Origin of the sequence: Pseudomonas sp. RIT778 (genome assembly GCF_019718735.1) — a bacterium.
GTDB classification, from domain to species: Bacteria; Pseudomonadota; Gammaproteobacteria; order Pseudomonadales; family Pseudomonadaceae; genus Aquipseudomonas; species Aquipseudomonas aphyarum.
Genome location: NZ_JAIHBA010000040.1, coordinates 18850 through 39098, shown reverse-complemented (window position 1 = coordinate 39098; position 20249 = coordinate 18850). Strand labels below are relative to the sequence as shown.

General features: G+C 59.7%; 19 protein-coding genes. 4 read left to right on the top strand and 15 right to left on the bottom strand.

Annotation, left to right across the window (positions count from 1 at the left end; all coding sequences use genetic code 11):
* Nucleotides 1-66: 66 nt before the first annotated feature.
* From K5E37_RS25315 to K5E37_RS25300, 4 genes are all read right to left on the bottom strand, one after another.
* A complete protein-coding gene (locus K5E37_RS25315) occupies nucleotides 67-273 on the bottom strand; it encodes a hypothetical protein (RefSeq protein WP_007957512.1) in 207 nt (68 codons plus the stop codon).
* Nucleotides 274-458: 185 nt separating this feature from the next.
* On the bottom strand, nucleotides 459-2705 hold the full coding sequence (locus K5E37_RS25310) for a TonB-dependent siderophore receptor (RefSeq protein WP_221535442.1): 2247 nt from the start codon (nucleotides 2703-2705) through the stop codon (nucleotides 459-461).
* Nucleotides 2706-2849: 144 nt separating this feature from the next.
* Nucleotides 2850-4601, bottom strand: coding sequence for a phosphoethanolamine transferase CptA (locus K5E37_RS25305; RefSeq protein ID WP_007957509.1), 1752 nt, complete (start codon nucleotides 4599-4601; stop codon nucleotides 2850-2852).
* Between the two features lie 212 nt (nucleotides 4602-4813).
* Nucleotides 4814-4996, bottom strand: a complete 183-nt coding sequence (locus K5E37_RS25300) for a DUF6026 family protein (protein ID WP_007957508.1) — start codon at nucleotides 4994-4996, stop codon at nucleotides 4814-4816.
* 272 nt (nucleotides 4997-5268) lie between these two features.
* Between K5E37_RS25300 and gnd the strand changes: the two genes are divergently transcribed.
* From gnd to K5E37_RS25285, 3 genes are read left to right on the top strand one after another with little or no spacing between them, the layout of a single operon-like run.
* Nucleotides 5269-6249, top strand: a complete 981-nt coding sequence (gene gnd / locus K5E37_RS25295; protein WP_221535441.1) for a phosphogluconate dehydrogenase (NAD(+)-dependent, decarboxylating) — start codon at nucleotides 5269-5271, stop codon at nucleotides 6247-6249.
* Nucleotides 6246-7769 (top strand): glucose-6-phosphate dehydrogenase, encoded by a 1524-nt coding sequence (gene zwf, locus K5E37_RS25290; RefSeq protein WP_221535440.1) that lies wholly within the window; start codon nucleotides 6246-6248, stop codon nucleotides 7767-7769. The genes gnd and zwf overlap by 4 nt, the downstream gene beginning before the upstream one ends.
* The gene (locus tag K5E37_RS25285) at nucleotides 7766-8575 is read left to right on the top strand and encodes a Cof-type HAD-IIB family hydrolase (protein WP_085603938.1); all 810 of its coding nucleotides are present in this window, start codon (nucleotides 7766-7768) and stop codon (nucleotides 8573-8575) included. The genes zwf and K5E37_RS25285 overlap by 4 nt, the downstream gene beginning before the upstream one ends.
* 45 nt (nucleotides 8576-8620) lie before the next feature.
* Here the strand turns inward: K5E37_RS25285 and nhaB are convergent, their stop codons facing one another.
* The 3 genes from nhaB to K5E37_RS25270 form a co-directional block, all read right to left on the bottom strand.
* Nucleotides 8621-10123: a sodium/proton antiporter NhaB gene (gene nhaB, locus K5E37_RS25280; protein ID WP_221535439.1), complete on the bottom strand. Its 1503-nt coding sequence runs from the start codon at nucleotides 10121-10123 to the stop codon at nucleotides 8621-8623.
* 74 nt (nucleotides 10124-10197) lie between these two features.
* Nucleotides 10198-11487, bottom strand: coding sequence for a hypothetical protein (locus K5E37_RS25275; RefSeq protein ID WP_221535438.1), 1290 nt, complete (start codon nucleotides 11485-11487; stop codon nucleotides 10198-10200).
* A gap of 285 nt (nucleotides 11488-11772) precedes the next feature.
* Nucleotides 11773-12039, bottom strand: coding sequence for a hypothetical protein (locus K5E37_RS25270; RefSeq protein ID WP_007957481.1), 267 nt, complete (start codon nucleotides 12037-12039; stop codon nucleotides 11773-11775).
* Nucleotides 12040-12384: 345 nt separating this feature from the next.
* Here K5E37_RS25270 and K5E37_RS25265 point away from each other — a divergent pair, with 345 nt between their 5' ends.
* Nucleotides 12385-13710, top strand: a complete 1326-nt coding sequence (locus tag K5E37_RS25265; protein ID WP_221535437.1) for a sigma-54 dependent transcriptional regulator — start codon at nucleotides 12385-12387, stop codon at nucleotides 13708-13710.
* A gap of 82 nt (nucleotides 13711-13792) precedes the next feature.
* Here K5E37_RS25265 and K5E37_RS25260 read toward each other — a convergent pair whose 3' ends face one another.
* The 8 genes from K5E37_RS25260 to pnuC form a co-directional block, all read right to left on the bottom strand.
* On the bottom strand, nucleotides 13793-15097 hold the full coding sequence (locus tag K5E37_RS25260; RefSeq protein ID WP_085603928.1) for a transporter: 1305 nt from the start codon (nucleotides 15095-15097) through the stop codon (nucleotides 13793-13795).
* Nucleotides 15098-15142: 45 nt separating this feature from the next.
* Nucleotides 15143-15889, bottom strand: a complete 747-nt coding sequence (locus K5E37_RS25255; protein ID WP_085603925.1) for a hypothetical protein — start codon at nucleotides 15887-15889, stop codon at nucleotides 15143-15145.
* Between the two features lie 43 nt (nucleotides 15890-15932).
* Entirely contained in the window at nucleotides 15933-16613 is a 681-nt protein-coding gene (locus K5E37_RS25250; RefSeq protein WP_007957477.1) for a C39 family peptidase, read from the bottom strand.
* 63 nt (nucleotides 16614-16676) lie between these two features.
* Nucleotides 16677-17666 carry a heme utilization protein gene (locus tag K5E37_RS25245; RefSeq protein WP_085603922.1) on the bottom strand — a complete coding sequence of 330 codons (990 nt, stop codon included), beginning with the start codon at nucleotides 17664-17666 and terminating at the stop codon, nucleotides 16677-16679.
* Between the two features lie 70 nt (nucleotides 17667-17736).
* Nucleotides 17737-18309 carry an adhesin gene (locus tag K5E37_RS25240; protein ID WP_085603919.1) on the bottom strand — a complete coding sequence of 191 codons (573 nt, stop codon included), beginning with the start codon at nucleotides 18307-18309 and terminating at the stop codon, nucleotides 17737-17739.
* Entirely contained in the window at nucleotides 18310-18759 is a 450-nt protein-coding gene (locus K5E37_RS25235; protein ID WP_221535436.1) for a hypothetical protein, read from the bottom strand. It abuts the gene before it with no gap.
* Between the two features lie 357 nt (nucleotides 18760-19116).
* The gene (locus K5E37_RS25230) at nucleotides 19117-19641 is read right to left on the bottom strand and encodes an AAA family ATPase (protein ID WP_085603914.1); all 525 of its coding nucleotides are present in this window, start codon (nucleotides 19639-19641) and stop codon (nucleotides 19117-19119) included.
* Nucleotides 19638-20201, bottom strand: coding sequence for a nicotinamide riboside transporter PnuC (gene pnuC, locus K5E37_RS25225; protein ID WP_007957471.1), 564 nt, complete (start codon nucleotides 20199-20201; stop codon nucleotides 19638-19640). The genes K5E37_RS25230 and pnuC overlap by 4 nt, the downstream gene beginning before the upstream one ends.
* Between the last annotated feature and the right edge of the window lie 48 nt (nucleotides 20202-20249).

Genomic DNA, 20249 nt, shown 5'->3' with positions numbered 1-20249 from the left:
GGGCGCCCAACTGTCATCTGCGGTGCCGGAGCGGAGCCATCGCAGGTCCATCGGTAAAGCGTTCGCTCAAGGGCGATAGGACTCGGTGACCTGGGCGGTCTGGTCGTCCGGAACCTTGAGTTCATTGGTCTTCGCGTCAGCCTGCTGGCTCTGTGCGGAATGAACCGGGAAGTTTGCCCAGTAATGTCTCATGCGCTCGGCGCCGCCTTCGGCGAATGCGCTGGCGGATGCCAGTGTGAGCAGACCTGCAAGGATTGCAGTCGTGGTTTTCATGGTGCCTCCTACGAAAAATGTCGGAGCCGTTCGTCCATGAATCTGGTCCTCGGGGCGCAGTGTCCGTCGAGGGCATTAACGAGAGGTTAACGCTCGTTCAGTGTAGGTTTTACCGGGTGTTTCCACGGCGTATCGGACGAACGCTGCACGCGTGAATAACGCGTGCAGGTCACGAGGGAAGGGCGTCAGAGTTTCCAGTCGAGGCTCAGCGTCACGGTGCGAGGATCGCCCCAGAACACGCCGTTGTAGAAGCCGACGTTGTCGTAATACTTCTTGTCGAACAGGTTGTCGACGTTGAGGGACGCCGACAGGTGTTTGTCGAACTCATAACGCGACATCAACTTGACCACTGTGTAGGCGTCCTGACTGATTCGCGCCCGCTCGGTGATGATCCGGCCATTGGCGTTGCGTCCGACCGGTCGGTTGGAATTGCCGTATACGTCGCTTTGCCAGTTCACCGCGCCGCCCACGGTCAGGGCGTTCCAGTTGCCCGGCAAGCGATAGGCCGTGGACAAACGGAACAGGTTCAGCGGCTGGTTGGTGTTGGTGCGATTTTTCTCGCCGTTGACCGAGTGGGTGTAGGTGTAACCGGCGGTCATGTTCCAGCCGTCGAGAACTTCGCCAGAGACCTCGGCTTCGAAACCGTTGACCTTGTTGCCCTTGCCGCCGGACTTGTAGAACTCCTCCAGGGTCACCGGATCCGGCGGCACCGAGTCATCCACTTCGGCGACGTTGTCCTGCTTGCTCCAGAAAATGGCGGTGGCCAGATTCAGGCGTTCGTCCAGCAGGCTGCCCTTGAGCCCGATTTCATAGTTGCTGCCAACGATCGGCTCGATGAACTTGCGGTTGGCGTCGCGGTAGGTCTGCGGTTTGAAGATGTCGGTGTAGCTGGCGTAAACGGTGTACTCCGGCGTCAGGTCATAGAGCAGGCCGGCGTAGGGAGTCCACATGTCGTTGTGCTGCTGGCGGCTGGCATCGACGCTTTCCAGTTGCAGGTTGTCGTCGAAGGTGTTGGCCGTTTTTGACGCCTTCCAGCTGCCGTAGCGAGTGCCGAGCACGGCGTGCAGGTCGTCCGTCAGGCTCAGGCGGGTCGCCAGATAACCTGCTTTTTGTTGCGTGCTGTCTTTGGCACTGGTGAGCCCGGTCACGGTGTCCGGGAATCTGGCAATGTCGCCCATGTACTTCCAGTCGCGAATGGTGCTGTAGTTGCGCGCCACCGGACCGTCAACGGTGTACGGCGAGCTGGAGCTGCGCTCGGCTTCGCCGTAGCCGATCATCATCTGATGTTCGCGGCCCAGCAGCGAGTAGGGGCCGGACAGGTTGAAGTCGTACGCCTTCATGCGCTGCGGGCCGATCATGTGTGAGCTGTAGGCGGTCATGCCGCTGCGATCAGGTTCGGGGAAACCGGCGCCGGCGTAGTAGACCTTGCCGTCGGTGTCGCTCTTGCGGTGGGTGTAGGCGGCTTTCAGGTGCCAGTCGCCCGCCAGGGCCTGATCGAGGGTGGCGAACGCGGTCTTGTCGCGCAGCGGCCAGGAACTCCAGGAGGTCGCCATGTTGGTCGAACGTCCGAGGCTGGCCTTGCTGCCGTCGGCGTTCCAGTACGGCAAGGTGCCCCACGAAGAGCCTTGCACCTGTTTGTCCTGATAGTCGTAACCGACGGCCAGCACGGTGGAGTCGGTCAGGTCGGCTTCGAGGATGCCGTAGCCGACTTCCCGTTGCAGGGCGTACTTGTCGCGAAACGATCCCTGGTCGCGGTAGGCCAGCACGCTGCGACCGCGCAGTCGCCCGTCGAACGCCAGCGGGCCGCCGACATCGACGTAACTGTAGTAATCGTCATAGCTGCCGCCGCTCGCACCGGCCTGAGCCTGCCATTGGGCGGTCGGGCGTTTGCGCACCATGTTGATGGTTGCCGACGGATCGCCTGCGCCGGTGGTCAGGCCGGTGGCGCCGCGCACGACTTCGATGCGGTCGTAGATGATGGTGTCCGAATCGGACTTCATGTACTGGAAGGTGTTGAGCATCCCGTCGATCTGGAAATTGTTGATCGAGTAGCCGCGGGACGAATAGCTGACCCGATCCGAATCGTTGTGTTGCACCACGATGCCGGTGGTCTGGCTCATGGCCTCGGACAATGTACCGAGCTTGAAATCATCCATCTGCTGGCGAGTGACCACGGAAACTGACTGCGGGGTTTCCTTGATCGACAGGTTCAACCGCGTTGCCGTGCTCATGGCGCCGGTGGTGTAGGCGTGGGTGTTTTCGGTGGTGTTGCCCAGGCCTTGGGCGGTGACGCTGGTGGATGCCAGCTCCAGGGCCGGCGCAGCGGGGGGCGACTGTTTTTCTGTGTCGGTTTCAGCCAGCAGATCCGGGCTCAGTGCAACACTGCACAGGCCCAGGGTGAGGGTCATGGAACGGGTGATGGGCGCGAACATCGCAGCCGACTCCTTGTCATCGAGGGAAAAATTCCGTTTGCTCAAAGACGAAAGCGGGCAGTGCGATTTAGTGTCAAACGAGAAATATTGTTATTTGAAGATGTTTCGCCGATATGAAAAAAGGGCCGTTTCCGGCCCTTTTTTTTATTCCTGCAGCACCACTTCCGTGGTCGTGGCGGCGGGTTTTTTCGGCTTCATCAGGCTGAAGTCGATCAGGGCCCGCTGTTCACGCTCGTAAGGGTTGCCGATCAACAGCGGACGGGGCTTGAAGCTGTCGCTGACCAGGCTCTTGCTGCGGTCGAGTTCATCGAAACTCAAGCCGGCGAGATCCGCCCAGGTGTGGATCAGGTGCGAGCTGCTGTACGGCCGGCTCAGATCCCCGGCGAAACTCCAGTCGTGGTTTTCACGCCACTTCGGCGACGCCCAGGCCATGAACGGAATGGTGTACATCGGCGCGGTCGGCTTGTTTTCGTTGCGGCCCAAGGTGCTGTGGCCCACCGAGTCGAACACGTCTTCACCGTGGTCGGAGAGGTACAGCAAAAAGCCGTTCGGATCGGATTTGGCGTAGTCCTTGATCAGACTCGACACCACGAAATCGTTGTACAGCACCGCGTTGTCGTAGCTGTTGTAGGTCGGCACCTGATCGTCACGCACGCCGGCCGGAACGCCGTTGCGATCCTGGAACTTGTCGAAGCTCGGCGGATAACGGTACTGGTAGCTCATGTGCGTACCGAGCAGATGCACGACGATCAACTTGCGCGGCGCCGCGTCGGCCAAGGCCTTGTTGAACGGCTCGATCACGTCGCCGTCGTACTGCGCGGCGTTCTGGTTGCGGTTGTTGTTCAGGTACACCTGCTCGTCGGCCTGTTCGGAGAACGTCGTGAGCATGGTGTTGCGCTTGGTCATGGTCTGCTGGTTGGTGATCCAGAAGGTCTTGTAGCCGGCCTGTTTCATCATGCTGACCAGCGACGGCGTGGACAGGTACAGGTCCGGGTTTTCTTCGTCGGCGAAGGTCAGCACCTGTTGCAGCGCTTCAATGGTGTAAGGGCGCGGGGTGATGACGTTGTCGAAGACCGACAGCTGATCCTTGAGCTTGTCCAGTTCCGGCGTGGTTTTACGCGGGTAACCGTAGAGGCTCATGCGCTGGCGGTTGGTGGATTCGCCGATCACCAGCACCAGGGTCGCCGGCTGGTTGGCGCCCGAGTCCTTGAGGTTTTTCAGCGGTGGGATCTTGCTCGCGCTGTGCAGCATGCCCTGCATGTCGGCCAGGGTTTCCTGATAGCGGTGATAAGCCACGGCCATCTGCCACGGCACAGCCGGCTCGATGCGGGTTTCGAATTTCTCGAAGCCCTGGGCGAAGCTGCCGGTGCGCATTGTCTGCTTGACCAGCGGATAACCGATCACGGCCACCAGAATCGCCATGGCGGCGACGAACGCGCGGCCACGGGGCAGGTACACCGGACGCAGGCGGGTCCACAGGAAATAGGCGAATGCGGTGTGCGCGAGGAACGCCGGGACCATCCACCAGGCGAAGTACTGGGTCATGTACTCGCCGGCTTCGGACACATTCGACTCGAACATGATGAAGATCACGCTCTGGGAGAATTCCTGCTGGTAGATGAAGAAGTAACCCAGGCTGGCCATCGAGCAGGCCCACAGCACCACGCCGATCAGCGCGGCGAGCAGACGGGTGCGTTTGGGGAACAGCAGCATCGGCGCGAGCCACACGGCGCTCATCACGAAGGCCTGGCGAAAGCCGGTGAACCCAGAGGTGCCCGTCAACTGGATCAGCAGTTGGGTGATACCGGAGAAGTACCAGAAAAACACGAACAGCCAGAGAAAACCGGCCCAGTCGAAACCTGTCGCAGTCGTATTGCTGCGTTTGAACACCGCCATTCAGCACTCCAGCTCAGTCGTCACATCCACCGCCGGGCGCTTCATGCAACTGGCGCATGAACCCGACGAACGGAGGCCATGCGCAGACACGCACGGCCAGAATGCGCCGGAGTATCAACAAGCCAATGTGAAAACTTTGTTAGTTGCCGGAATCGGCTGGAGGTGCAGCATGTCGGGAACGGCAATGGCCGCTCCCGAAACGGGCGGGGAGATCAGGCGTGAGGCGAGCGCTGTACGCGCGGTAGAGGCTGTGGCTCGGCGCCCTGGGTCAGCAGGCGCAATTGCGCGAGTTCCTGCTTGAGCTGATCGCGTTCATCTTTCAACTGTCGCAATTCATCGCGACGGATGGTGACGTACAGGGTTTGTGGCGGCATTGCTGTGTGTACTGTGCCCATTGCTCACCTCGCAAATGGCGTGTCTCAACTGCAGATCAGCCCCGGTTTCGGGCCTTGACCTGCTATCGGCGCCGATTTTGATTTCTTTTGCTCGTGAATGGAACTTTTTTATTTTTCATGGTCGTTGTGTCTTCGGCACGTTTCCAGACGTTATCAGTCTGGATCGGGCACAATGCACGGAAACTTCAACCCGACGCTCTGGACTAACCTCCATTAGTCGCGTTGGGCTATACCTTTGACACACTTTTATTTGTAGTAAGGAGCATCAGCACATGCAACTCGGGATTATTGGACTGGGCCGCATGGGCGGCAATATTGCGCGACGTCTGATGCTCAACGGTCACACCACCGTTGTTTACGACCGCAATACCGCCTTTGTCGACACCCTGGCCGCCGAGGGCTCTACCGGCGTCGCCGACCTGCCTGCACTGGTCGCAGGCCTGGCCAAGCCGCGTGCGGTGTGGGTCATGCTGCCGGCCGGCGCACCGACTGAAGACACCATCGATACCCTGAGCAATCTGCTCGAGGCGGGCGACACCATCATCGATGGCGGCAACACCAACTACAAGGACGACATCCGCCGGGCCAAAACCCTGGCCGAGAAAGGCCTGCACTACATCGACGTCGGCACCTCCGGCGGCGTCTGGGGCCTGGAGCGCGGTTACTGCATGATGATCGGTGGCGATGCCGAGACCGTTAAGCGTCTCGACCCGCTGTTCGCCGCGCTGGCGCCGGGCATGGGCGACATCCCGCGCACCAAGGACCGCAAGTCTGATGACCACCGTGCCGAGCACGGCTACATCCACGCAGGTCCTGCCGGTGCCGGTCACTTCGTCAAGATGATCCACAACGGGATCGAGTACGGGATGATGGCGGCCTTCGCCGAAGGTTTCGACATCCTCAAGACCAAGTCCAGCGAGCGTCTGCCGGAAGATCAGCGTTTCGACCTGAACGTGGCCGACATCGCCGAAGTCTGGCGTCGTGGCAGCGTGGTGTCGTCGTGGCTGCTGGATCTGACCGCCGACGCGCTGGCCAGCGATCCGAAACTCGACGGTTTCTCGGGCTCCGTGGCGGACAGCGGCGAAGGTCAATGGACCATCGAAGCGGCCATGGAACAAGCGGTGCCGGTACCGGTGCTGTCCAACTCGCTGTTCTCGCGCTACCGCTCGCGCGGCCAGGGCACTTTCGGCGACAAGATTCTTTCGGCCCAGCGCTTCGGCTTCGGCGGCCATGTGGAGACACCGAAGAAATGACCCATACGATCCGCAGGAAATCCAAGGCAGAACCCGCGCCACCGACCACGCTGTTTCTGTTCGGCGCCCACGGTGATCTGGTCAAGCGCCTGCTCATGCCGGCGCTGTACAACCTGAGTCGCGACGGCCTGCTGGATGATGGCCTGCGGATCGTCGGCGTTGACCACAACGCCATCACCGATGAAGCCTTCGCGCAAAAGCTCGAAGACTTCATCCGCACTGAAGTGGCAGCGAAAGTCGGCAAGGGCGATCAGATACTTGATCCGGCCTTGTGGGCCAAGCTCGCCAAAGGCATCAGCTACGTCCAGGGCGACTTCCTGGATGACAGCACTTATTCAGCCCTGGCGGCGAAAATCGCCGACAGCGGCACTGGCAATGCGGTGTTCTACCTGGCCACCGCGCCACGTTTCTTCAGCGAAGTGGTGCGCCGTCTCGGCAGCGCCGGGTTGCTCGAAGAAACCCCGGAAGCCTTCAGAAGGGTGGTGATCGAAAAACCGTTCGGCTCCGACCTGCAAACTGCCGAGGCGTTGAACGCCTGCCTGCTCAAGGTCATGTCGGAAAAGCAGATCTACCGGATCGATCACTATCTGGGCAAGGAAACCGTGCAGAACATTCTGGTCAGCCGGTTCTCCAACAGCCTGTTCGAAGCGTTCTGGAACAACCACTACATCGACCACGTGCAGATCACCGCCGCCGAAACCGTCGGCGTCGAAACCCGTGGCAGTTTCTACGAACACACCGGCGCCCTGCGGGACATGGTGCCCAATCACCTGTTCCAGTTGCTGGCCATGGTCGCGATGGAGCCGCCGGCCGCGTTCGGCGCCGATGCAGTGCGGGGCGAGAAGGCCAAGGTAGTCGGCGCGATCCGCCCGTGGACTACCGAAGAAGCACGGGAAAACTCGGTGCGCGGTCAATACAGCGCCGGTGAAGTCGCCGGCAAACCGGTGGCCGGTTATCGCGATGAGAACAACGTCTCCCCAGAAAGCACCACGGAAACCTACGTGGCGCTCAAAGTGATGATCGACAACTGGCGCTGGGTCGGCGTGCCGTTCTACCTGCGCACCGGCAAACGCATGAGCGTGCGCGACACCGAGATCGTCATCTGCTTCAAACCGGCGCCGTATGCGCAGTTCCGGGACACCGAGGTCGACGAGTTGCAGCCGACCTACCTGCGTATCCAGATCCAGCCCAACGAAGGCATGTGGTTCGATCTGCTGGCCAAACGGCCGGGGCCGGCGCTGAACATGGCCAATATCGAGCTGGGTTTCGCCTACAAGGACTTCTTCGAAATGCAGCCGTCCACCGGCTACGAAACCCTGATCTACGACTGCCTGACCGGTGACCAGACGCTGTTCCAGCGCGCTGACAACATCGAGAACGGCTGGCGCGCGGTGCAGCCGTTCCTCGACGCCTGGCAACAGGACGCGAGCGTGCAGGGTTACGCCGCGGGCGAAGACGGGCCGAAAGCCGCCGATGACCTGCTGACTCGCGATGGTCGCGTCTGGCATGGTCTCGGATGAGCGAGCCGATCCGTTTTCTGTTGAGTGACATGGACGGCACGCTGTTGCTGCCCGATCACAGCCTGAGCCAGCGCACCATCGATGCAGTTCGTGCGTTGCGCGAGGCGGGCGTTCTGTTCAGCCTGGCCACCGGGCGTCCGCCCAAAGCCATGTTGCAGCAGATCGAAGCGCTGGGTGTCGATCTGCCGACGGCGGCGTTCAATGGCGGCACGATCGTCAACCCGGATGGCAGCATTCTGGTTGCGCATTACCTGCCCGTAACGGCGGCGTTGACTGCACTGGCATTGTTCGCCGATCAGCCGGACGTCGAAATCTGGGTGTTCAGCGGTGGCGACTGGCTGCTCAAGGATCCGCACGGGCCGATGGTGCCTCGCGAGCAGCACGGGCTCGGTTATCCGCCGGTGGTGGTGGAGAGCTTCGAACCGTATCTCGAGCGTATCGACAAGATCGTGGCGACCAGCAACAACACCCAATTGCTGATCGAACTGGAGGCGCAATTGCTGCCGAAGGTCGAAGGGTTGGCGCAGGTGTCGCGCTCGCAACCGGTTTTTCTGGATGTGACTGCGATGGACGCCAACAAGGGTGCCGCACTGGCAACCCTGGCGGAGCACTTGGGCGTACCGCTGGCGCAGACCGCCGCAATTGGCGATGGCGGCAATGATCCGGCGATGTTCCATGTTGCCGGGTTGTCGATTGCCATGGGGCAGGCTGAGGATGCGGTGAAGCGTCAGGCCGACGTGGTGACGGGGCCGAACACCGAGGATGGTGTGGCGCAGGCCATCGAAAAGTACCTCTTGCTGCGCTGATCGATGCATAAAAAAACGGGAGCCCCAGGGCTCCCGTTGTTGTTTCTACAGCCAGTAACTCACGGCGTACCAGCCGAGCAATCCCATCACCACGGTGTAAGGCAACGCCATCCACACCATCCGCCCGTAGGACAACCGCACCAGCGGTGCAATCGCCGACGTCAGCAGAAACAGGAACGCTGCCTGACCATTGGGCGTCGCCACGCTCGGCAGGTTGGTGCCGGTGTTGATCGCGATCGCCAGCGTCTCGAAGTGTTCGCGGCTCATGTGGCCGGACAGGAACGCCTGCTTCACTTCGGTGATGTAGATCGTGGCCACGAACACGTTGTCACTGATGGCCGACAGCAGGCCGTTGGCGATGAACAGCATCCCCGGCTGCTGATCGGCCGGCAGCGCCAGCACCCACTGGATCAGCGGCGCGAACAGTTGCTGGTCGTGAATTACCGCGACCACGGCGAAGAACACCACCAGCAGTGCGGTGAACGGCATGGCGTCCTTGAAGCCGCTGCCCAGTCGGTGTTCGTCGGTGATGCCGGTGAAAGCCGTGATCAGCACGATCACCATCAGGCCGATCAAGCCAACTTCAGCGATATGGAACGCCAGCCCGGCAATCAGGATCAGTGCAGCGCAGCCTTGTACCAGCAGGGCGGCGCGTTGGCGCGGGGTCCGCTCGGCGTTGTCTTCGGCGGCGTAGTTGGCCAGCACGGCGCGTACGTTGTCCGGCAGCAGCGTGCCGTAACCGAACCAGCGCAGTTTCTCCAGCAAGATGCAGGTCACCAGCCCCGCGACCAGAACCGGCAGGGAAACCGGCGCGACCTTCAGGAAAAACTCGGCGAAGTGCCAACCCATTTCATGACCGATCAGCAGATTCTGCGGTTCGCCGACCAGGGTGCAGACGCCGCCCAATGCAGTGCCGACGGCGCCGTGCATCAACAGGCTGCGCAGGAAGGCGCGAAACTGCTCCAGGTCCTCGTGATGCAGTTGAGGCAGATGCTGGTCATCGCTGAATTCGCTGTCCTGGCGCGGATCGTTGCCGGAGGCCACCCGGTGGTAAACCGAATAGAAGCCCACGGCGGCGCTGATGATCACTGCGGTTACGGTCAGTGCGTCGAGAAACGCCGAGAGAAACGCCGACAGAAAGCAGAACATCAGGGCCAGCAGCGCTTTCGAACGCACGCCCAGCAACAGACGCGAGAACAGGAACAGCAGCAGGTCTTTCATGAAGTAGATGCCGGCGACCATGAACATCAGCAGCAGAATCACCGGGAAATTGTGCTGCAGCTCTTCGTACAGCGCCTGGGGCGTGGTCATTTTCAGCAGCAGCGCTTCGATCAGCAGCAAGCCGCCGGGCATCAGCGGGTAGCACTTGAGCGCCATGGCCAGGGTGAAAATGAACTCGATCACCAGCAACCAGCCGGCCGCGACCGGGCCGACAGTCCACAGCACCAGTGCGTTGATAATCAGAAACCCGACGATGCACGCCTTGTACCAGCGGGGCGAATGCCCGAGAAAATTGTGCGCGAACGCCTGGGCCATCGAACCGGACATCGGTTGCTCCTTGTTTTAAGAAGCGCGCAAGTTGCCGTAAGCGATGGGCAAGATCAAGTGCAGGAAGGTTCGCATCATTGATTCAGATAACGCGCGACCACAGCGCGGTAGTTGCCATCCAGCGAATAACCGCCCACCAGTATCTCGCCACCCGGCTGGATCGCCAGTGAAGTGGCGGTATCGAGGCTGCGGCCCAGCCGCGTACGCAACCAGCCATTTCCGGAACCGAAGCTTCGATCAAGGCTGCCGTTGGCCAGATAGCGGGCGACGATGAAGTCCGCTTCAACCCCGCCGATGGTCGCACCGACCGCGAGGGTGCGACCGTCCGGCATCACTTGTGCCGCGCTCCACTGGCAGCCGCTGGGGCCGATTTCCAGCAAATGCGGCTGACCACCGTTGCAGTGCAGATCGGGGCGACCGTTGCCATGAACAGAATGCGCCATGCATCGAATCGGATCGCGACTGCTGCCAAAACAATGCAGATGCTCTGCCGATTCGATGACTTGATTGACCAGTGCGCTGCGCCCCTGGACTTTGAAGGCGAGGAAACCATCCACTGCAAAACGCTCGTCGAGCCGCCCGTCCGGCAGATAGCGGGCGAGCAGGCCTTCCTGTGGGAAATCGATGGAGCCGGCCACCACGATTCTTCCATCGTCTTGTAGCAGCAGACCGCCTAACCAGGTATTGAGCAGCAAGTGGCGAACCATGACGAATCCGCGACCGTTGAAGGAGGGATCCAGGCGGCCGTCGGGTTTGAGGCGAATCAGTATGCCGACGTGATCGGCCAGTTCGAAGTGATGGTTGGCGATCAGCAGGATATGCCCGTTGGGCTGCACCGCGAAATCACAGGCTTCGGCGCCCGGAACGCCCGGCGGGAGCCAGGCATCGCGGGTGCCCATGGACAGGTCGCCGGGTAGGCGGACAATTTGCCGGCCGTTGTCACCAAAATCCGGGGCAGGTCTGCCCTGAGCATCGAAGAGGGCCAGGGCGGGCAGGGTGCGATGTTCCGATTCGTAGTGCAGACCCGCCAGCAGAATCCGACCATCATGCAGGACTTGAACCTTGCTGCCGGTGGCTTCGAAACCGGCAGCGAACCGGCCGATGACGCTGCCTTGAAAGCCGAACCCCAGATCCGCCGAGCCGTCTTCGAGCAGGCGGGCCAGCCCGAAACGGCTGCCTTGAGCAGTGCCCACCTTGGCGGCGACCAGTATCCGGCCTTGCGCATCGAGCGCCACGCTCTGGGTCAGGCTGGACGTACTGCCGGCGAAGTAGACCTGCGCCACACCGCTGCTGGAAAAGGTCTTGTCGAGTTGTCCGGCGTTATTCGCAAGCGTCGGCAGCGCTATGGCGATCTGGGATGACATGCATGCTTCTCCTTGCAAGTCGACCGATTTCCGGGAGGCGGAACGGGTAACTGCATGAGCGAAACATTCAATCCCTGAATACGCGTTAGTACAACTGTAAGAACTAACAGATGGAGGGTCGCACTGTGCCAGAACAGTGTCTTTTTGAACCAGTCGCAAGCCTGCCAAGCATTCAGCCGCGAAAGTATTGAGGAAAGTTGTACAAAAAGACTGAAGTTGGAAAACGATTCGCAACTAACAGAAGAGGGCGGATGACTTGAGCGTCATCCGCATTACCCGCAAATATCAGTGTGGCATCGACCAGGATTGCAACGCGTAACCTTCTTCGCTCAGTTCGGCGCGGGCCTGTTGCAGCAGGTATTCAAGTTGCGCCGGATCGGAGTAGGCGCTGCTCGGGATCTGGGTGCGACCGATCTGAGAGTTGGTACGGTCAATGACGGTCAGGCTCAGTTCGCCATTGCCGTCTTGTGGGGCCCAGGCGACGCATTGAAAAGGTTTAAATGCGCGGTTGGCAATCAAAAGAGCTTCGTTGATACGGAGCGGGGCGGTCATGGGGTCTTCTCTCTATTAATGCCCAATCAAGTGATGTGCCGTCGGTTGGGCTTACCGTTCGGCGAGTTACTTGTACTGATGCACGCAACCCGCTGGCGGGTCACACAGAATCTGAAGAAATTTCGACTTTCTTTCATACACTCAATATTCAGACAGGTTTTGAAAGCCTGGCGAAAGAATCAAGTCGATAGCTAACTAATAAAGCGGGTTCTTATAACTGCTTCACTTGTACACCTATAAGCAATCGATACAAGACGCCGTCAAATTCTTGCTAATGTAACAGTCAGGTTTGCCAAATGACTGTTTTTACGATCATTTCCAAAAATTTGGCGCCAAGGAACAGTCATGAGCGAAGCGCCTGCATTAAGACGTTTATTGGTCGTCGACCCGTGCGACGACTGTCACCGATTACTCCCGGGTTTACGTGCCATGGGTTGGGACGTCGACAGTTGTAGCCTGGAGAATGCCGCCGACCGAAGCTGCGATGTCGGCCTGTTGCGGTTACAACCTTTTCACCTGGAACGTCCCGAAGCCGTCAAAGAGCTGATCAGCCGCAGTGGTACCGAATGGATCGCCGTGCTGAATCAGGAAGTGCTGCGCTTGCAGAACGTCGGCGACTTTGTCTGCGAATGGTTTTTCGATTTCCATACCTTGCCGTTCGACGTGTCTCGGGTGCAGGTCACCCTCGGCCGGGCGTTCGGCATGGCGCGCCTGCGCGGGCAGGGCACGATTCACGTTGACCAGCCGGAACACGAGCTGTTGGGCGACAGCAAACCGATCCGCGAGCTGCGCAAGTTGCTGAGCAAACTGGCACCCACCGAGTCGCCAGTGCTTATTCGCGGCGAAAGCGGTACCGGTAAAGAACTCGTCGCCCGCACCCTGCACCGGCAGTCGCAACGCCACAGCAAACCGTTTGTGGCGATCAACTGCGGGGCGATTCCCGAGCATTTGATCCAGTCCGAGCTGTTCGGTCACGAGAAAGGTGCGTTCACCGGCGCTCATCAGCGCAAGGTCGGGCGTATTGAAGCGGCCAATGGCGGCACCTTGTTTCTCGATGAAATCGGCGATCTGCCGCTGGAACTGCAAGCCAATCTGTTGCGCTTCCTTCAAGAAAAACACATCGAACGGGTTGGTGGCAGCCAGCCTATCCCGGTGGATGTGCGGGTACTGGCGGCGACTCACGTCGACCTCGAAGCCGCCATCGAGAAGAAGCGCTTTCGTGAGGACTTGTACTACCGGCTCAATGTGTTGCAGGTGGTGACCGCGCCGTTGCGCGAGCGCCACGGCGATCTGTCGATGCTGGCCAACCATTTTTCCCACTTCTACAGCCATGAAACCGGCCGCCGTCCGCGCAGCTTCAGTGAAGACGCGCTGATCGCCATGGGCAAGCACGACTGGCCGGGCAATGTCCGCGAACTGGCCAACCGCGTGCGTCGAGGCCTGGTACTTGCGGAAGGGCGGCAGATCGAGGCCCGTGACCTGGGGCTGATCAGCCAGCAGTCGATCGCGGCACCCATGGGTACGCTTGAAGACTACAAGACCCGCGCCGAACGCCAGGCGTTATGCGATGTGTTGAACCGGCACAGCGACAATCTCAGCGTTGCCGCCAAAGTGCTGGGGGTTTCCCGGCCGACGTTTTACCGTTTGCTGCACAAGCACCAGATCCGCTAGGGCGCGGTGCTTCCTGAAGACAGGAAGCTGAAAAGGCCCGCTGCGATGCAAGTCGCAGCGGGCCTTTTTATGATGTCGCGGTTTAGAAGTAGTAAGGGAATTTCAGGCTGAAGGAGAAGTCCGGGGCATCGTCCGTCATGCCGATGGACAGGTTGGGCACGATGGTCAGGTTGTCGGTGGCGGCGATGGTCATGCCGACGTTGAAGTAACCGGCGTTGGCGTCGCTGGACACCACCGATTCCCAATCCCCGCCATCCTGTTTCAGCTTGCTCTTGCGTTGCACCAGGTCCGAGACGGAGAACGACATACTCATCTTCTCGTTCAGTGCGAAGGCAACACCTGCGCCGATCTGGAAGCTGTCGCCGATGCGTACCTTGCCCGGGTTTTTCTGGTTGACGGTCGAACTGATGTCGTCGAACGATTCCTCGAAGTTGTGGGTGTAGGACAGGCTGCCGAACAGCACGGCCGGGTCAAACGTCTTGACCAGCGAGATGCCCGGGGTGATCGACCAGACGCCGTTGCCGGTGGGCAGGGTGTCAGGCACGAACAGGTTCGAGTTGGCATCGGTCTGGCGTAGCTTGATCCCGAACGGATCCTTGCCCGTAGGCGCCTTGACCCGCAAGGACACCACGGCGTCCGGGGTGTTGACCGACTCGTCCAGGAACTTGTACGCAATGCCGAAGTTGACGTCGCCGATGGTCGGGTCGCGGCTTACGTCCTGTTCGGTGGTGACGTTGGAGGCGCCTCCGTTGCCGCCGCCCGACTGATAGGTCGATTCACGGTAGACCACCGGCACGTTCAGGTCGAACTGCCAGCGATTGTCGAAGTTGTAGCGTCCCGTCAGGTCGAGGGTCCAGGTGTCGGCCTTGATCCGGTCGAGGTTGATGTTGCCCAGAAAGATCGAGTCGAGGGCGAGGAAACCGTTGAGAATCAGTTGGCGGGTGTCGTAGCGCGAGTAGGTCACGCCGGTTTCAAAGCTGAACTTGCCGCCGCCAAAGAAGCCGCTGGCTTCGTCGTACAGGTTGGACACGCTCTGTGCCGGTTGCGAATCATCGGCCAGCGACTGGCCATAGGATGCGCCGCTGCCCCCGGCGGCGCCCCCCGACGCTGCTGCGGCCCCGGTGCCAGTGGCGACCCGGTTGCCTTTCATGTCCGAAGGCGATTTGGCCAGGCGTTTTGGGGGTGGGGAGGCGGGTTGCTCTTCGACCTGGCGGACCCGTTGTTCGAGTACCGCCAGGGCTTTTTGCTGCACTTCGTATCGTTGTTTCAGCTCCAGAAGTTCCTGTTTCAGGGCTTCTACATCTGCGTCGGGTGCTGCTTGCAACATCGCCGCGGGTAGAAGAGTACTCAAACATACAGCGGCACGCAGTGATACTGATCGATACATGAATAAGCCGTCCCTTTAAGCCCAATGATCGAGACTCAGCGTAGTTCAATATCCGATGTTGCGTAGTGCCCTGAGTTGAGTCAGGTTGCAGTCCAGTGCGCCGGCACTCATGCCGTTATTGTTAAGGACAACGTTGAGTTGTGTCAGGTTGTTGACTACGTTCGCGTTACCCAGCAAACGGGTGTTTTGCAACAATCCGCCCTGGGCGACCTGTTGCAAGGCTGTACCCTGATTGCCGGAGGCCTGAATCGCCATTTGCACACCGCCATTTGTGGCTGAAACCGCGACGCTGCCGGCGCCGTTGCTGCCGGAAATGGTCTGGCCGGCCATCAAGGCCTGGCCCTGGGCAGGCATCAGGGCAGGTGCCTGACTGGCTTCTTTGACGTTGATCGCAACGTTGTTATAGGCGGAGTTGCCGTCGCCAGCGGCGCGCACACTCTGCGTCACGCCCTGGCTTGAGTTGAGTCCCGCGCCACCCACGACCGAGCCAGTCCCCAGTTCCGGGGTACTGCCATTGCCGTGTTCCTTGATGGTCGAGACGTAGAATTCAGGTTTAACCGAAGCGGCCTGCAATTGCATGGTGGCCGAAGCCCCGATCAGATCTCCACTGGCGTTGCGCCAGGTGCTGCTCATGACGACACCGAAGCTGATGATCCGGCCCGGCATCACATAACGACCACGTAGCTCTGAAAGCTCCTGGTCCTTGATTTCGATGGGTTTGAATCCTGCATTGGCATAGCCTGACGCACTCGCTGCCAGGCAGGCGGCGGCCAGCCAGTATGAGGTTTTCATCTGCTGCTCCCGGGACATCCAGCCCCACTCTTGTAATCGGCGATTAAAAGAAGTCGCTCTGTATGAACCCGAAGTCCATCAATTCAGCATCTTTGACCGGGTTGAAGGCATCCAGCTTGTTTTTGGCCGTTACCGGTACCGGAGGGCTGCGCAAGGCATTGGCCTTGTCATATCCGGGGCCGACGATGGCAAAGACAATGCCGTTCCAACCTTTGACAAAGTCATCATGGGAGTAGCGTTTGTGTCCTAAAACCGGGTCTCCGATGTAAACCCAATCCTTGTCCGCCCGCTGCATCACCACGAAATGCTTGTAGCCGCGAATTTCCATCAGTACCACCACCGGGATCGTGACAGCGTCGAGTTTTTCCGGCGGAATCTTGTAGCCCCTGGCGCGCATGCCGATGCTTTCTATGTAGCGCTTCATGTCCAGCATGGAAAAACCCTGAGTACGAACAAGGTCCTGGTCAGCGTTGACCAGCATGCCTTTGATGATGTGCTCCTCATCGACGTCGAGCCAATAAGCCTGGCGCAATACCGTGGCCAGTGCGGCGGCGCCGCAGCTGAAGTCGGTTTTCTGTTCGACGATGTCGGCAAACTTGCGCTCACGAATGCTTTGCACGTTCTTGTAGACGAGTGTGCCGCCAGGCAGGGCGGCAACGGGCATCTGGGCAGCCTGGGTCAGGCCACAGAAGCAAAGCAGAGCGAGGAGGGCAGTCTTACGCATGATCGATACGCCTTTGCGGACTGAGGAAAAGCCCCGTTTCCGGGGCTTTCGTTTCGATCGCGATTACATGCAGGCTTTGCAACCTGCGGCGATGGACAGCGAGTTGCTTTGTTGGTTGCCAACACCAGCGGCGTTGTTGTAACCAGCGTTACCCGAGAAGTTGTTACCAACATTGGAGATGGAAGCGTTGTTGGTCACAGGGTTTTTCCAGCCATCAGGGGTCATCACTTGTTGAGTGGTCACACCTGCCAGGCCAAAGACGCCCACTGCTTCGAATTTGGCTTTTTGATCTTTGTCGCCGCCATGGCCTCTATCGTTATTGCCATATCCGCCATGACCGTGATCGTCGTCTTCGATTTTTGCAGTGCCCTTCGCGTAGAACGCGCCAGCCCCGGCGAAAGTGCCGGTGAGGGTATCTTTTTTGTAGGTTTGAGTGCCGTTGTTGGCTACGGTCAGGCCAGTGGAGGTTTGGTTCGCAGCAGCAGCAGCGTTAGCTACACGACCACCCGATACAGCAATTGCCAGGTTGTTTTTCTGTTGGTTGAAGTTGCCGGCACTGTTGTTCACGCCAATGTTGCCGGAACCGCCGTTACCCACGTTGTTGAGGTTGGCGTTGTTTGTGGTGGAGTAGTTCGCAACGGCGTTGTTGGCGTTGACTTGAGTTGCGCTGGAGACCGACACCGCAGAGCCGAAGATGAAACTTTCATCGGCAGTTGCCAGAGCGGCGGCATTGTCTTGCTGGTTGCCATCGCCGGCGGTGTTGTTCATGCCAACGTTGCCGTTGGTGCCATTGGCCGAGTTGTTGACGTTGGCATCATTTTTGGTGCCTTGGTTGCCGACCAGGTTGCCAGAGCTGCTTTGCGTGTCGAGCACTGCCGCCCCGGCGCCAGCGCCGATTTGCAGCAGTTGTTCCAGGGTTGGGCCTTTTGGTTCATGGTTGCCATGCCCGTTACCATGACCGTGATTATCATCACGACCGCCTGCCTGTGCTGCGATTGCCATCACTGCTGCGAGTGCGAAAACCAGTGGTTTGAGGGCCATTGTAGGTTTCATGGTGTTTCTCCGTGCTTATTAGTTGGTTAAGTGTTGGTACTTTCTAATTGCACTGCTTTTGTTGTTTGGGTCAGTCAGCGACCCGGATGCTCAGGGTGTTAGCCATTCGGTTCCCCACCCCGGCACTCTGGTTCACCTGGATTACCCCTCGGCTGCCGGTGAAGGCCTGATCACTTGTCGTGACCTGGCGACTGCCGGGTGAGGTACCAGTTGCTCCTGAGCTCGGTAACAACGCCACGTTCTGTTGAGAAAGGGCGCTATCGTCAACGCTCTGCGGGGCAGCACTGATGCTGACGCGCGTCACGTTGGCCATCTGGTTGTTGGCCCCGGCGCCCTGATTCACGCCCAGGATTCCGTTGCCATTGCTGAAAGAGTTGCCGCCAATGGTGGCGCTGGCATTGCCAGTGCGCTCGGCGGGTGTGTTGATGTGCTGAATGACACTCGTGGTCGCGCTGGCACTGGTGCCGATGGCGATCGCTTTGGTGTTGGTTTGTTGCATCTGGTCGCCGGCCGCCTGGTTGACGTTGTAGTTGCCGCGGTACTGGATGCCGGTTTCCTGAATGTTCGCGTTGTTCACGGAACTCGGGTCAGCCATTGCGCTGGTGCAGCCGAGGAGGGCGAGCAGGAGCAGGGAGCGATTCATTTATTGGCCTCCAGCCATGCGAGTCAGAGGGGCAAGACCGGAGCTCATGGCACGGTTGACGGTATTGGAGATCGAGCCGCCGGCACCGCCGCCGTGACCGCCTCCCATACCAGGCAAGCCATTCGGATTGGTCACAGTGTTCATGCCGGGGATGTTCGAAGTCGGGGTGGTGATACTTCCGCGAATCGAGGATCCGCTGGCTACACTGGCAAATTCACCGTCGTTGAGTTCGGTGCTGGTCATTGCTTGACCGATGCGGCCCGAAGGATTGGCATTGACGGTGGTGGGGTACGGGTCTTTGCCGCCGCTGCGGCCGATCGGGATCGGCTGGACGTCACGATTGAGCACGATCACGCCATTGCCTTCGGCCTGAACGTTGAAACTGAGGAAAGTGCTGGCGGCTGATCCGATCAGCAGAAGGCAGGTGAAGGCTTTTTTGATATTCCCCACGACGGCAATTCCTTCTTCAGTGGGCTGAGCCTGTTCAGCGTTGTGAAGGAGAGAGCGAAAGCTGTGCCGCTTTTGAATTGTCTTTGAATTTCAATATGTTGGGTTTGACGAGCGCAGGTCTGGTACAAAAGCTGTTTCATCGTTGAAACAAGTCATTGCCTTCGCAACCTCACAAAGTCATTGCAAAGCTCTGGAACAAGGGTTTGCAGGGCTGTGTTTCAACCGCGTAACAAGTCGCATGACAAAGGGATGAAGGGCGCTGAGACGGGCACTTTGAACCCGAAGGAGTGTTTCAGGAACGGACACTTTGGCCCCAAAGCAGGGGGATACGACGGGGCAAACGCCCCGAAAACCGGGTCAGTCCGCGAGCAGGGCGCGAACCGCGTCGAAGGCTTGCTGCTGGCGATCCGCCCAACTGCCCTGAATGATCTGCAAAGGCTGGTGATGGGTTTCCAGCCAGGTTCGGGTTGCCTGATAGAACGCAAGCCGTTCGCTCAAGTCGGGCTGGCAACGCTGACCATCGTCCGCCCACTCGATCTGCTCGGGGGAGAGCAGCAGGTGCAGGTCGTAATGACGCGCCAGCAATTCGGTTTCCAGCCAGGGCGGGCAGTCTCCGAACAAGGTCTGGCTCCACAGGATATTGCTCAACAGATGGGTATCGAGAATCAGCAATTGCGGCTGCTGCGCGCGTGCCGCGTCTTCCCATTGCAACTGGCCGCGCGCGATCTCGGGGATATCGGCGAGGCAAGTATCCCGCTGGTTCTGCTCGATGAACCAGCGCACATACTCGTCTACGCGCAAACCGCCGAACTGCTGTTGGATTCCGGCCGCCAGCCAGCTCTTGCCCGTCGACTCGGGGCCGGTCAGGACAATCACTTTCATCGTTGCAACGCCGGATCGGCACGCCATTCGCGCCAGCCTTGCACTGCGATCAGGGTGAACAGGGCATACAGCGCCGCCGTGAGGTACAGCCCTTTATAGAGGAAGAGGCCGACGAAGATCACATCCAGCACGAACCACAACGCCCAGCATTGCAGACGTTTGTGGGCCATCCAGAATTGCGCGACCAGACTGAAACCGGTCAGCGCGGCGTCGAGCCACGGTTGCGCAGCGTCGGTCCAATGGGCCATGGCCGCGCCCAGCAGCAGACTGCCGACAGCGCCGATGGCCAGGCCCTGCGCAATCGAGCGATTGTCGAGCCGGCTGACCTCGCGCCCGTCATGCATCGTCCCGGCCCGCGTCCATTGCCACCAGCCATAGATTTGCAGCCCGGCATAAACGACTTGCAGCAGCATGTCCGAATACAGCTTCACCTCGAAGAACACCCAGGTGTAGAGCGACACCATGACCAGCCCGATCGGCCAACACCACGGATTCTGTTTGACCGTGAGCCACACGGCGATCACACCGAGGGCGGCCGCAAACAGTTCAAGCCCGGACATGCAGGATCCTTGGGGGGAATAAAAGAGGGAGCGGATTGTACCGAAAAA